Genomic DNA, 12,414 nt, shown 5'->3' with positions numbered 1-12,414 from the left:
CGGTTGTTCAGAAAATTTGAATCTTTTGCGCTAATAATTTCGCTATGACGGCAATGGGCGCGCTTTTATGATTAACGGGCATGATAAGTTTTAATCTGCCGCTCATTTGTAATAAGGAATTCGATGCAACGCTACAGTCCGACACAGATAGCCCTGCACTGGCTGATTGCGCTGTTGATCATTGCAGCCCTGATCATGGGCTGGTATTTCAACAGCATGCAAATCACTTCGCCGGCCAGTTTCAAACTGAAAGCCTCTTTGATCGCCTGGCACAAATGGGTGGGCATCAGCGTGCTGGCGCTGGCCGTGCTGCGCCTGGTCTGGCGCGCGCGCCGCGGCGCGCCGGCGCCTTTGCCCGGGCAGCCGGCCTGGCAGCTCAAGGCCGCCGGTCTGATCCACGTGCTGCTGTACGCGCTGATGTTGGCCATGCCCTTGGTGGGCTGGCTGATGAGCTCGGCCAAGGGCTACCCGGTGGTATGGTTCAACCTGGTGCAATTGCCGGACCTGGTGGACAAGAACGAAGCGCTGGGCCATGTGCTGGGCTGGAGCCACGCGCTGATGGCTTACGCCATCGTCGCCATCGTCGGCCTGCACGCGCTGGCGGCATTGAAACATCACTTTATCGATCGCGACGCCACACTGGCGCGGATGTTGCCGTCCTGTCGCAAAGGAGATCCTCAAGCATGAAATTTCTGACTTCCCTCGCCCTGAGCGCCGCCGTGGCGCTGGCCATGGCGCCGGCCCAGGCCGCGCAAACGCTGAACGCGGCCAAGAGCACGCTGGGCTTTACCTTCAAGCAGATGAACGTGCCCACCGAAGGCCGCTTCAAGAGCTTCGCCGCCAACGTCAGCTTCGACGCCGCCAAGCCGGAGGCCACCAAGGCGGTGTTCACCGTGGACCTGGGCAGCGTGGACGTGGGCAGCGCCGACGGCAACACCACGGTGCGCGGCGCGTCCTTCTTCAATATCGCCAGCCTGCCCAAGGCCACCTTCACCGCCAAATCGGTGAAGGCCCTGGGCGGCGGCAAGTTCGAAACCCGCGGCACCCTGAGCCTGAAGGGCGTCAGCCGCGAGGTGGTGTCCACCTTCACCGCCGCCAGCGCGGGCAATGAAACCACGCTGCAAGGCAGCTTCCCGCTGCAACGCCTGCAGTTCAAGGTGGGCGACGGCGCTTGGGACGACACCGAGGCGATCGCCGATCTGGTGACCGTCAAATACAAATTCGTTCTGACCGGCAAGTGATCTTGCCTTTCTTTACCCTGGAGAAAACCGACGTGACGACCAAAATGAAAACTCTGTTTGCCGCCGTGATGACGCTGGGCGTGCTGGGCAGCGCGCAAGCCGCCCCGGTCACTTACGAAGTGGACAGCTCGCACACCCATGCCGGCTACTCGCTGAGCCACCTGGGCTTTTCCACGCTGAGCGGCCGTTTCAACGACACCAAGGGCACCGTGGTGCTGGACCAGGCCAAGAAAACCGGCTCGGTGGACATCGTGATCAAGACCGCCAGCCACGACAGCGGCTGGGCGGCGCGCGACAAGCACATCGCCAGCCCGGACTTCCTGGACGTTGAGAAGTACCCGACCATCACGTTCAAATCCGACAAATTCACCTTCAACGGCGACAAGCTGGCGGCGGTGGACGGTCAACTGAGCCTGCACGGCGTGACCAAGCCGGTGACGCTGACGGTGACCAACTTCAAGTGCGTGGATTCCCATCCGATGGCCAAGAAGCCGTGGTGCGGCGCCGACGCCACCGCCACCATCAAGCGCAGCGAGTTCGGCGTGGGCGCTTACGCGCCGGCGGTGGGCGACGATCTGCAGCTGAACATCACCATCGAAGCCGGCAAGAAGTAAGCGGATTCGATAAAGCGCCGGAGACCTTGCCCGGCGTCAAAAAAACCCGAGTCGAAAGACTCGGGTTTTTTTATGGACGCCGTTGCGGGGGATCAGGTCAGGCCCAGCACGATGGGGGCCAGCCAATCGGACAGCCACATCACCAGCAGGGGGCTGATCACGGTCATGCCGCCGAACACCGTCCAGGGCAGACGCGCTTCCGGCTGACGGCGCATCACGTACAAGAGCGCGCGGTAACAGGCGTAGCTGACGACCATGATCAGCGGCGGAGCCATCAGGTAGGACAGCAGCGGCCGCCAGTCCAGCAAGCGTGAAAAAGCGACGATGCCCAGATGCAGGCTGAGCTGGCTGGCCATCAGCGCCGCCAGCTGCGGCTGGCGTTCGGGGAAGGCCAGGCCAAGCCGGCTGACCCGCAAGCTGCTGGCGGACCACAGCACGGCGGCGATGCCCAGCCAGGCGTAGGCGTAACAGAAGGGCAACAACACCGGCGACAGCACGGTGAGGAAGGGGTCCGCGCGGAAGATCAGCGCCAGGATGAAGAAGGACGCCGCGAAGCATAGCTGGGCGATGCCGTCGCGGCTGGCAATCAAGCGCCACAGAATGTGCAGGTAGAACAGCGCGACCAGAACGAGCAGGAACCAACCGGTGGGCGTCGCCGTCATTGAGCCTCCAGTACGCGGACCAGGACGGCGGACACCTGCTCGCCTATCTGGGCCAGGTAGTGGGTGTGCATGTCGAAGGTGAAGCGTTGCGGATCGTCCGACGCCAGCGCCAGCAGGCCGAAGGCCTGGCCCTTGCCGTCGCGCAGCGCCAGTTGGGCGAAGGACTGCAATACCGGCGCGGCCGGGAACCAGGCCAGCACGTCGTCGTTGACGTAGGGGCCGCAATAGGGCGCGGACAGATTGCGAGCCAGCGCGGCCACCTCGCTGCGGGCGTCGTAGGCCGGGCCGGCGGACTCCGCCGCCGGATGCCACAGCCGCAGCGCCACGCGCTTCAGCTTGAAATGCTCGGCGAAGCAGGCGGGCAGCGCGTTCAGCACGTCTTGCAGGCTCAGGCAGGCTTGCAGCGTCAGCGCCAATTGATGGGCGCTGGCGATGATGCGGTCGTTGGCTTCGCTGTGACGGATCAACTGCTGCAAACGCGATTCCAACTGGCGGTTGCGGTCCTTCAGGTCCAGCATTTGGCGTTCCGCCAGCGAGACCACCACGCGGTCTTGCGGCGCGCCGCCCGGCTTCAGGCCGAGTCTTTCGGCATGGTGGGCGAGAAAGTCCGGGTGTTGGTCCAAAAACGCCAGCACATCATCTGTCTGCATGATTCATAACCCCCTATACGGCTGTGTTGTTGTTGCGAGCCCGCCGCCGTTTGCCGGCGGCGGGCCGTTAAATCTCGATTTCGCCCTGGAACACGGTGACGGCGGGGCCGGTCATGGTGACCGCGGCGTCGTCGGCCGGCCATTCCACCGTCAGTTCGCCGCCGCGGGTGTGCACCCGCACGCGCCGGTCCAGCAGGCCGCGGCGGATGCCGGCCACCACCGCCGCGCAGGCGCCGGTGCCGCAGGCCAGCGTTTCGCCGGCGCCGCGTTCGAACACGCGCAGACGGATTTCATCGCGGGCGAGCACCTGCATGAAGCCGGCGTTGACCCGTTCCGGGAAGCGGGGATGGTTTTCGATGGCCGCGCCGACGCGCGTCACCGGAGCCAAGGCTACATCTGCGACTACCTGCACCGCGTGGGGGTTCCCCATCGACACCACGCTGACCGACAAGGTCGCATCCTCGACTTGCAAATCGTGACATACCGCCTCGCGCTCGGCCTGGAACGGAATCTCGTCCGGAGCGAAGCGCGGCCGGCCCATGTCCACCCGGGCCTGGCCGTCGCCCAGATACTCCGGCGCGATCACGCCCTTGGCGGTTTCCACCCGGATCCGCGATTTGGCGGTGAGGCCGCGGTCGGACACGAATTTGGCGAAGCAGCGCGCGCCGTTGCCGCATTGCTCCACCTCGCCGCCGTCGTTATTGAAGATGCGGTAGCGGAAATCGTTGTCCGGTGAGCGCGGGGGCTCCACCAGCAGTAATTGATCGAAGCCGATGCCGAAGTGGCGATCCCCCAGCTGACGGATGCGCTCCGCGCTCAGGGGAATGGTTTGACTCACGCCGTCGACAACCATGAAGTCGTTGCCGAGGCCGTGCATTTTGGTGAAGTGCAATTTCATTGGCGCGCCAGATCCTGCGTAAACAAGCGGCCCGCTATCGGGCCGGCGGTCGGGCGGCGGGCCGCGCGCGCGGAAGCGCGGACGGGGCGTCGCCGCCAATAAGGCAGGTTAGCACAGTGGCGTAGATAGAGGTACAGGCGCGCGCTCAGGCGCTGCTCAGCGGCTTGCCGGGCGGGGCGCCCGCGCCGGCGTAGGCCTGCAGGGCCGCGCTGGACGCGGCCGTCTGCGGCATGGCTTCGCCGCCGGCTTGAACTGCGGCGGCTTGCGCGTCGGCGGCGGCGGCCTGGCCGGCGTCGTCGATCAGCGAGCCGGACGAAGATGCCGGCGCGTCTTGTCCGGTGGCGAGTTTGAGAGTGTCCTCGGCGGCGTCGCCGGACTGGCTGAGCTTGAGCTGCATTTGCATCAGCAGCAGCCGGACCAGCGTCGCCATGTCCAGGCGTGGATGGCTGGTTTGAGCGGGCTCCGGCGTCGGCTCCGGGGCGGCCGGCGCAAGTTCGGGGTCGAAGGCGGCGGCGTCCGCGGCGCGGGGCCTTGGGGAGAGGGAGGGCGGCGTTATCGGCGTGGAATGGATTTTCATTTCAACGGTAAAAATAATAAGCCGGACCCGGCTTAAACCGAGGTCCGGCGGGAAAAGGGCGCTCAGCCCGCGGAAGCTTGAGTCTGGCCGGCGTCGCCGCTATTGGCCTGGTAGGCCGCCAGCGCCGCCTGAACCTGAGCGCCGCCATGGTGATGGTGGCGATGGTGAGGCGGCTGGTTTTGCGCCGCCGTCTGCAAGCTTTGCTGCAACTGCTGGTAATCCTGCTGCGCCTGCTTAAGGTTGCCGCTGCCCAGATCCTGGCCCAGGTTGTTGAACAGCGAGTTGGGCGATGAGGCCGAGGAAGCGCCGCTCAGCGCGCTTAAGGCGTCGTCGGCGTCGCTATTGCCCGAACCGCCGAAGCTGGCCGCCTGCAACTGGCTCAGCATCTGCTGGAACAGCACGGCCAGATCGCCGTTGCCGCCGGCATTGCTGGCTGACGCGTCACCGGCGCTGGCGACGCTGCCGTCGGTCTGCATGGAGTTGATCAGGCTGGCGAAGTCCTGGCCGCCGGCGTTGGCGGCGTTTGAGCCGCTTGTCGCGCCGCCGGACGCCGCGGACTGCAGGCTGGCGAGGGCTTGCTGCGCGCCGCCCAGATCGCCTTGCCGCACGTCGTTGATCATGGTCTGGAAATCCTGGCGGCGCTGCTGGTGAACGGCTTTACGTTGTTGCCAGGCGTTGCCGCCGGCGTCGATGCCGCTGGTATTGCTGACTGACATGAATGTTCTCCCGCAAAGTCATGATGGAGTTGTCGGTCGTGAGCCTCACGGAGCAGCTCGACTTCCATTGCCGGCCTGGTTCTGACGTTTTGCCGGCGCGGGCGGCAATCCATGCCGCCGTGGCGGAGAGAATTGCCGTCTGGCGGCGAGTTTGGCCTGTTTTCCCGTCAGAACAAGGGCTTGACCCGTTGCCAGTTGCAAACGGCGTGCCAGCCTTGCGGGGAGATTCTGTTAATTTCCGTGAGACAGGCAGTCTCGTTCGGATGGTCTTGTTATAAACAAGTCAGCCCTCTGAACCGCCGGGATGCCGTCATGCGTTTTGCCATTACCTTGTCCGATCGCTTCAAGCCGGTGCTGGACGTGTTCCTGCACGCCGGCTGGCAGCCGTTGAAGTTGTTCTGCACCCCGGTGGACCATCGCATGCATCACCACAAGGAGTCGCTGGCGGCGGCGGAGCGCCTGGGCGTGCCGGTGCAGCTGTCGCGGATGCGCGAGCGCGATTTGCTGGAGCTGGCGGAGCAGGATTGCGAAGTCCTGCTGGTGGCCAGCTACAACTGGCGGGTGCCGGACTGGGAGCCTTATCTGAATTACGCGGTCAACTTCCATCCGTCGCCGCTGCCCATCGGCCGCGGGCCTTACCCCATGGTGAAGGCGATCCTGGACGGCCATAGACAATGGGGCTGCAGCTGTCACCAATTGACCCGGGAAATGGACGCCGGCGATGTGCTGGCGCAGGAGCAGTTCGCGCTGAGGCCGGATGAAACTCATGAATCGCTGGACGCGAAACTGCAACTGGCGCTGTACCGGCTGGCGGGGCGAGTGGCCGGCGACTTCGCCTCCTTATGGGATCAGGCCCAGCCGCAAGGCGAAAACAGCAGCTATTGGCCGCTGTGGCGGGACGAAGAACGGGTGTTGGATTTCAGCCTGCCGGTGGAGGACGTCATGCGTCGAGTGCGCGCCTTCGGCGATTTCGAATGCCTGGCCGCGGTCAACGGCGTCACCGTGCACGTGCACCGCGCGCAAGGCTGGCGAGAGAGCCACGCTTACCCGCCGGGCTCCTTGATCCTGTCCAATGCGCTGAGCCTCCTGGTGGCCGCCGCCGACGGCATGGTGCTGATCAGCGAATGGAGCCTGAACCCGCCCGGCGGCGTCAGCGGCCGGCTGAGGGGGTGAGGTGAGGCGGTGTAGACCTTCGCTGAAATTTTTTTCATTGGCCACCTAAACTTTTTATCGATCGCCTAGATAAGACTCTCCGAACAGTCCAATTTCCGGGGGTCAGCATGGTTGCAGTGGTGGCGGGTGTGGGTTTGGGTTTGCAGAACAGTTCGTTGGCGGCCTTGGGCGGGCAGGGTCAGTTGGGCGAGGCCGCCTTCGGCCGCGGCGGCGAACGGGTCTACGTCAACGCCGGCAACGGCAACCTGGTGCTGCAGCGCCGCGACGAATTCCTCGCCGGCAACGGGCTGCCGATCCAGCTGGTCCGCACCTATAACAGCCAGGGGCAGAGCGGCGACGCCGGCAACTGGCGCCTGGGCTACAGCCGCCAGCTGTTCGACTTCAGCGGCGCCCCGGGCAGCGCCGGCTCGCAACTGCGCCGTCAGGCCGAGGACGGCAGCGACACCCTGTACCGCTACGACGCGGCGCGCGGCCTCTACCTGGCGCAAGGCGCCGCCGGGGCCGAAGACACCGTGCGCTGGGACGGCCAGGCCTGGATCTGGACCGACGGCGACAGCCAGAGCCAGGAGCGCTACGACAGCGCCGGCCGGCTGCAGCAAGTGCAAAGCCGCGACGGCCAGACCGTCGCGCTGGGCTATGACGATGCCGGCCGCATCGTCAGCCTGCGCAGCGCCGATGGCGAGACGCTGTTCATCGACTACGACGCCCAGGGCCATCTGAGCCAGCTGCGCAGCGTGTACCGTGACGGCGAGCAGAACAAGACCCTGACCCGCACCCGCTACGGCTACGACGAGCAGAACCGGCTGAGCAGCGTCACCACCGACCTCAGCCCCGACGACAACAGCGTCGCCGACGGTCAGGTCTACACCACCCGCTATGTGTACGACGGCGCCAGCCAGCGGCTGGCCAGTCTGCAGCAGAGCGACGGCAGCCGGCTGGACTTCGCTTATGCGCAGGTGGACGGCGATTACCGCGTGCTCAGCGTCAGCGACGTGCGCGGCGAGCAGACGCTGACCACCACCTTCGACTACGACGCCGCGGGGCAGCGCACCGTGGTCCGCGACGCCGCCGGACTGCGCACCGAACTGAACTACCGCGACGGCCTGCTGCAACGGGTGGCCGGCGGCGGCGTCGAGCAACGCTTCGACTACGACGGCCACGGCCGGGTCAGCGCGATCACCGACGGCCGCGGCCAAACCGCCCGTTTCGACTACGACGCCGCCGGCAACCGCGTCGGCGTGCGCGACGCGCAGAACCAGCAGACCCGACGCCGTTACAACGCCCAGAACCAACTGCTGAGCGAAACCGTCGACGGCGCCGGCACCCGGCGCAACGTCTATGACGCCAGCGGCCTGCGGCTGCGCTTCAGCCTCAGCGCCGAAGGCCGGGTGGAAGAGCGCCGCTACGACGCCCAGGGCCGCGAAGTCAGCCGGCTGCTGTACCAGGGCGGCGTGTTTGCCGGCGCTGACGACGCCACCGGCGAAGCCGAACTGCAAGCCTGGGCGGCAAAGCAGGACCTGTCCCGCGTCGAACGCAGCGACACCGGCTACGACCTGCGCGGTCTGGTGGCCAGCACCACCCGCTACGCCACCCTGGACGCCGAGGGCAAGGGCGTGGCCGACGGCCGGCACAGCAGCGTGCGCTACGTCTACGACCCGGCGGGCAATCTGCTGCAGAAGCTGGACGGCGTCAGCGGCGCGGTGCTGGCCGACTACCTCTACGACGGCCTGAACCGCGTGGTGCGCAGCCGGGACGGCGCGGGCGTGGCCACCACCACCGTCTACCAGGACGCGCAGCGGCAGACCCGGGTCAGCCTGAGCAACGGCCTGAGCACGGTGAGCAGCTACGATGCGGCCGGCCAGTTGCTGGCCGTGGTGCAGCAAGACGCTGGCGGCCCGCTGGGCACCGCGCGCAGCGAATACAATGCGCGCCACCAGCCGGTCAGGCTGATCGACGCCAACGGCGCGGCCAGCGTCCTGCTCTACGACGAACGCGGCCGCAAGGTCGGCCAGATCGATCCTGCCGGCGACGTCACCGAATGGCGCTACAACGGCAACGACCAGATCATCGCCAGCCTGCGCTACGCGACCCGGATCGACATCGCCCGGCTGAGCGGCGACCCGGCGGCGCTGTCGCTGGCCGCGCTGCGTCCGGCGGCGAATCCGGCGGAAGACCGTATCGAACGCCGGCTATACGACAGCCTGGGCCGCCTGATCCAAACCATAGACGCCGAAGGCGGCGTCGAGCGCCACCAATACGACGCCGCCGGCCGGCTGACCAGCAGCACCCGCTACGCCACGCGGCTGAGCGCCGAACAACTGGCGGCGCTGGCGAGCCAGCCCGGCGAACTGGACCCGTCCGACGCCCAACTGCAGCCGACGGCCGATCCGGCCGGCGACCGCGTCAGCCGCCGCTACTACGACCGCGACGGCCTGCTGCTGGCCAGCCTGGACGGCGAAGGCTATCTGAGCGAAACCCGCTACGACGGCGCCGGCCGCGCGATCGAAACCGTGCGCTACGCGCAGCGCGCCCGCGCCGGCGACACGCTGGAGGCCCTGCGCCCGGCCAGCGACGGCGCCGACCAACGCACGCGCAGCCTGTACGACGGCGCCGGCCGGCTGGTGGGCCGGATCGACGCCGAAGGCTACCTCGACGAAACCGTTTACGACGCCCAAGGGCGCATTGCGCAAACGATACGCTACGCCACCCGCGTCGGTGGCGGCGACACGCTGGCCGCGCTGCGCCCGGCGGCCGACCGCAACGACCGCCAAGTGCAGCGCCAATACGACGCCGCCGACCGGCTGCTGCGCGAAGAACACCGGCCGAGCGGCCTGATCGTCCGCTACCAATACGACGCCCAAGGCCAAGTGATCGCCGTCACCCGCCAGGCCGGCGACGACGCGCGCAGCCAGCTCAAGCGCTACGACAGCCAGGGCCGGGTGACGCAAGAACTGGCCGGCGAAGGCGCCCAAGCGCTGGCCGCGCTCGGCGCCGACGCCGGCGCCCCGCAAATCGACGCCGTCTGGGCGCGCTGGGGCACCCGCCACTACTACAACGCCGGCGGCCAACGCACCGCCAGCCTGGGCCCCGACGGCCAGGGCGGCGCCGGCGCGCGCACCCTGTACTACTACGACGCCGCCGGCCGCCTCAGCCACACCCTCAACAGCCTGGGCGAAATCAGCGAAGTGCGCTACAACGCCTTCGGCGACGTCGTCGCCACCCAGCGTTACGCCACCCGGCTCGGCGCCGGCGCGCTGGCCGCGCTGAACGGCGGCAACCAAAGCGGCCTGCCCGGCGGGCTGAGCAGCGAGGCCGACCGCCTCGAAACCAGCCAATACAACCGGCTGGGCCAACGCCTCGCCGCCGGCGACCGGCTGGAAGCCGAACGCGAACAATGGCGCTACAACGCCTTCGGCGAAGCCGTGGCTTACCGGCAGCGGCTGGACGCCGCGCGCAGCAGCGTGCAGACCAGCGCCTACGACCGGCGCGGCCTGCTGCAAAGCCAGACCCGCGACGCCGAAGGACTGGCGCTGGGATCAAGCTCGAGCTACGACGCCTTCGGCCGGCAGACCGAGCGCGTCGACGCCAACGGCCACCGCAGCCGGATCGACTACGACAAACTGGGCCGCCAGATCAGCGTCCAGGACCCGCAAGGCGGCCGTCAAAGCCACGCCTACGACGCCTTCGGCCGGGTGCTGCGCCAGATCGACGCGCTGGGCCGCGCCACCACCACCGCCTACGACGAAGCCAGCGGCCGCGTCACCGTCACCCAGGCGGACGGCGTCCAGACCATCACCCAGAAGAACGGCCACGGCGACACCGTGCAACTGATCGACGGGCTGGGTCAGGCGACGATCTACCAATACAACCGCGACGGCCAAGTGCTGAGCACCACCACGCCGGCGGGAACCACCCGTAGCGGCTACGACAGCGCCGGTCATCAGATCGAGAGCGTCGACGCCAACGGCACCCGCACCGTCTACCAATACGACGCGGCGGGCCGGGTGCTGCAACGCACCGTGGACCCGGACGGCCTGAAGCTGAGCAGCCGCACCGAATACGACGCGGAGGGCCGCGTACTGCGGCAAACCGAGCCCAACGGCCGGGTGACCGAACAGCGCTACGACGCGGCGGGCCGGCTGCACAGCCTGATCGTCGATCCGGACGGGCTCAAGCTGACGACCACCTACGGCTACGACGCCCAGGGACGGCAGATCCGGGTGACGGAAGCGGCGGGGACGGCGCAGGCGAAGACCACCGAATACGAATACGACGGCGCTGGTCGTCGGGTGCGGGAGACGGTGGACCCGGAGGGGCTGAAGCAGAGCACGGTGTACCAATACGACGGCCAGGGCAATGTGGTGTCCAAGACGGATGCGGCGGGCAAAATTGCTCGCTACGTGTATGACGTTGTGGATCGCCAGACTTTTAGCATTGATGCTGCAGGCTATGTGACCGAACGCATCTACGACGCCGTCGGCAATGTCGTCGAAACCCGGCGTTACGCCGACAAACTCGACGCCAGCGCGCCGCGAGGCCCGACAGCGACCACCCACAGCGGCAAACAGGCGGTACGCATCGGGCATCAGGCCGGCACCAACAATGCGATCAACCACGACATCGGCCGTTTCCAAAAGGGCGACACCGTTACCGCCAGCGTTTGGTTCAAAACCGACAGCGAGACCAAGGGGCATCTGTTTCTGGGCAATCTGGGCGGCTCCCAGCCCTATAACAACGCTGTCGAGAGCATCGAGTATGGCAACGACGGCTGGCGTAAGCTGACGGTCAGCCGCACGTTGAGTGAAGACCTGGCCCTCAACATCCATATCTACGGCCCTCGAGATGGCGCACCGAATCCGGCGGGCCACTCGGTGTTCTACGACGATTTGAGAGTGGAGAGCGTACAGCGCGGCGTGGTGCTGATCGATGGTTTCGAAGATGGCATCAACGGTTGGCATAAAGATGGCACCAGCGAACTGAGCGTGGCCAGCGTGCCGTTGAGTTCGGAAGATTGGACCGATGCGACGCTGCGGCAATATCTGAGCAGCCGGCCGGGCGGGGTGCAGCAACGGAGCCGTACGGTTTACGACACAGTGGGACGCGCCACCTACAGTCTCGATGGCGAAGGCTATGTGACCGAACGCGTCTACGACGCCGTCGGCAATGTCGTCGAAACCCGGCGTTACGCCGACAAACTCGACGCCAGCGCGCCGCGAGGCCCGACAGCGACCACCCACAGCGGCAAACAGGCGGTACGCATCGGGCATCAGGCCGGCACCAACAATGCGATCAACCACGACATCGGCCGTTTCCAAAAGGGCGACACCGTCACCGCCAGCGTTTGGTTCAAAACCGACAGCGAGACCAAGGGCATCTGTTCCTGGGCAATCTGGGCGGCTCCCAGCCCTATAACAACGCTGTCGAGAGCATCGAGTATGGCAACGACGGCTGGCGTAAGCTGACGGTCAGCCGCACGCTGAGTGAAGACCTAGCCCTCAACATCCATATCTACGGCCCTCGAGATGGCGCGCCGAATCCGGCCGACCATCCGGTGTTCTACGACGATCTGAGAGTGGAAAGCGTGCAGCGCGGCGTGGTGCTGATTGACGGTTTCGAAGACGGCATTAATGGCTGGCATAGAGATGGCGTGAGCGAGCTGAGCGTGGCCAGCGTGCCGCTGAGTTCGGAAGATTGGACCGATGCGACGCTGAGGCAATATCTGAGCAGCAGGCCGGGTGGGGTGCAGCAACAGAGTCGCATCGTTTACGACGCTGCCGGGCGGCAGCGCTTTGCGATCGATCCTCAGGGCTACCTGACGGAAACGCGCTACGGCGCGGCGGGTCAAGTCATTCAGACCCGGCGTTACGCGCAGGCCTTGAGCCT

General features: G+C 66.5%; 10 protein-coding genes. 5 read left to right on the top strand and 5 right to left on the bottom strand.

Annotation, left to right across the window (positions count from 1 at the left end; all coding sequences use genetic code 11):
* Positions 1 to 123: 123 nt before the first annotated feature.
* The 3 genes from HQN78_RS08220 to HQN78_RS08210 are packed head-to-tail and all read left to right on the top strand — an operon-like array spanning position 124 to position 1,855.
* Positions 124 to 687, top strand: a complete 564-nt coding sequence (locus HQN78_RS08220) for a cytochrome b (RefSeq protein WP_107799389.1) — start codon at positions 124 to 126, stop codon at positions 685 to 687.
* Complete coding sequence (locus HQN78_RS08215; RefSeq protein WP_227107992.1) at positions 684 to 1,241, top strand: YceI family protein; 558 nt, start codon at positions 684 to 686, stop codon at positions 1,239 to 1,241. The genes HQN78_RS08220 and HQN78_RS08215 overlap by 4 nt, the downstream gene beginning before the upstream one ends.
* Positions 1,242 to 1,285: 44 nt before the next feature.
* A complete protein-coding gene (locus tag HQN78_RS08210; protein ID WP_107801784.1) occupies positions 1,286 to 1,855 on the top strand; it encodes a YceI family protein in 570 nt (189 codons plus the stop codon).
* A gap of 92 nt (positions 1,856 to 1,947) precedes the next feature.
* On the opposite strand, the gene HQN78_RS08205 is transcribed toward HQN78_RS08210, so the two are convergent.
* The 5 genes from HQN78_RS08205 to HQN78_RS08185 form a co-directional block, all read right to left on the bottom strand.
* Positions 1,948 to 2,517 carry a hypothetical protein gene (locus tag HQN78_RS08205; RefSeq protein WP_107799387.1) on the bottom strand — a complete coding sequence of 190 codons (570 nt, stop codon included), beginning with the start codon at positions 2,515 to 2,517 and terminating at the stop codon, positions 1,948 to 1,950.
* The gene (locus tag HQN78_RS08200; RefSeq protein ID WP_235088928.1) at positions 2,514 to 3,167 is read right to left on the bottom strand and encodes a DUF484 family protein; all 654 of its coding nucleotides are present in this window, start codon (positions 3,165 to 3,167) and stop codon (positions 2,514 to 2,516) included. Before HQN78_RS08200 ends, HQN78_RS08205 begins: the two co-directional genes overlap by 4 nt.
* A 67-nt stretch (positions 3,168 to 3,234) precedes the next feature.
* Positions 3,235 to 4,065, bottom strand: a complete 831-nt coding sequence (gene dapF, locus HQN78_RS08195) for a diaminopimelate epimerase (RefSeq protein ID WP_107799385.1) — start codon at positions 4,063 to 4,065, stop codon at positions 3,235 to 3,237.
* Positions 4,066 to 4,210: 145 nt separating this feature from the next.
* Positions 4,211 to 4,642, bottom strand: coding sequence for a hypothetical protein (locus tag HQN78_RS08190; protein ID WP_235088925.1), 432 nt, complete (start codon positions 4,640 to 4,642; stop codon positions 4,211 to 4,213).
* A 62-nt stretch (positions 4,643 to 4,704) separates the two neighbouring features.
* Positions 4,705 to 5,358 (bottom strand): hypothetical protein, encoded by a 654-nt coding sequence (locus HQN78_RS08185; RefSeq protein ID WP_235088924.1) that lies wholly within the window; start codon positions 5,356 to 5,358, stop codon positions 4,705 to 4,707.
* Between the two features lie 312 nt (positions 5,359 to 5,670).
* On the opposite strand from HQN78_RS08185, the gene HQN78_RS08180 reads away from it, so the two are divergent.
* Together HQN78_RS08180 and HQN78_RS25695 are read left to right on the top strand one after the other, a co-directional pair.
* Positions 5,671 to 6,531, top strand: coding sequence for a methionyl-tRNA formyltransferase (locus HQN78_RS08180; RefSeq protein WP_107799382.1), 861 nt, complete (start codon positions 5,671 to 5,673; stop codon positions 6,529 to 6,531).
* 107 nt (positions 6,532 to 6,638) lie between these two features.
* Positions 6,639 to 11,993 (top strand): RHS repeat domain-containing protein, encoded by a 5,355-nt coding sequence (locus tag HQN78_RS25695; RefSeq protein ID WP_304502846.1) that lies wholly within the window; start codon positions 6,639 to 6,641, stop codon positions 11,991 to 11,993.
* Positions 11,994 to 12,414: the final 421 nt, after the last annotated feature.

This window comes from Chromobacterium sp. Beijing (genome assembly GCF_021496765.1).
GTDB lineage: Bacteria > Pseudomonadota > Gammaproteobacteria > Burkholderiales > Chromobacteriaceae > Chromobacterium.
This window is presented reverse-complemented; position numbering and strand designations above follow the sequence as displayed.

What these genes read in the sequence shown, in the direction of transcription:
- HQN78_RS08220 (WP_107799389.1), top strand. Translation starts at nt 124, where the DNA reads ATGCAACGCTACAGTCCGACACAGATAGCCCTGCACTGGCTGATTGCG.
- HQN78_RS08215 (WP_227107992.1), top strand. Translation starts at nt 684, where the DNA reads ATGAAATTTCTGACTTCCCTCGCCCTGAGCGCCGCCGTGGCGCTGGCC.
- HQN78_RS08210 (WP_107801784.1), top strand. Translation starts at nt 1,286, where the DNA reads ATGAAAACTCTGTTTGCCGCCGTGATGACGCTGGGCGTGCTGGGCAGC.
- HQN78_RS08205 (WP_107799387.1), bottom strand. Translation starts at nt 2,517, where the DNA reads ATGACGGCGACGCCCACCGGTTGGTTCCTGCTCGTTCTGGTCGCGCTG.
- HQN78_RS08200 (WP_235088928.1), bottom strand. Translation starts at nt 3,167, where the DNA reads ATGCAGACAGATGATGTGCTGGCGTTTTTGGACCAACACCCGGACTTT.
- dapF (WP_107799385.1), bottom strand. Translation starts at nt 4,065, where the DNA reads ATGAAATTGCACTTCACCAAAATGCACGGCCTCGGCAACGACTTCATG.
- HQN78_RS08190 (WP_235088925.1), bottom strand. Translation starts at nt 4,642, where the DNA reads ATGAAAATCCATTCCACGCCGATAACGCCGCCCTCCCTCTCCCCAAGG.
- HQN78_RS08185 (WP_235088924.1), bottom strand. Translation starts at nt 5,358, where the DNA reads ATGTCAGTCAGCAATACCAGCGGCATCGACGCCGGCGGCAACGCCTGG.
- HQN78_RS08180 (WP_107799382.1), top strand. Translation starts at nt 5,671, where the DNA reads ATGCGTTTTGCCATTACCTTGTCCGATCGCTTCAAGCCGGTGCTGGAC.
- HQN78_RS25695 (WP_304502846.1), top strand. Translation starts at nt 6,639, where the DNA reads ATGGTTGCAGTGGTGGCGGGTGTGGGTTTGGGTTTGCAGAACAGTTCG.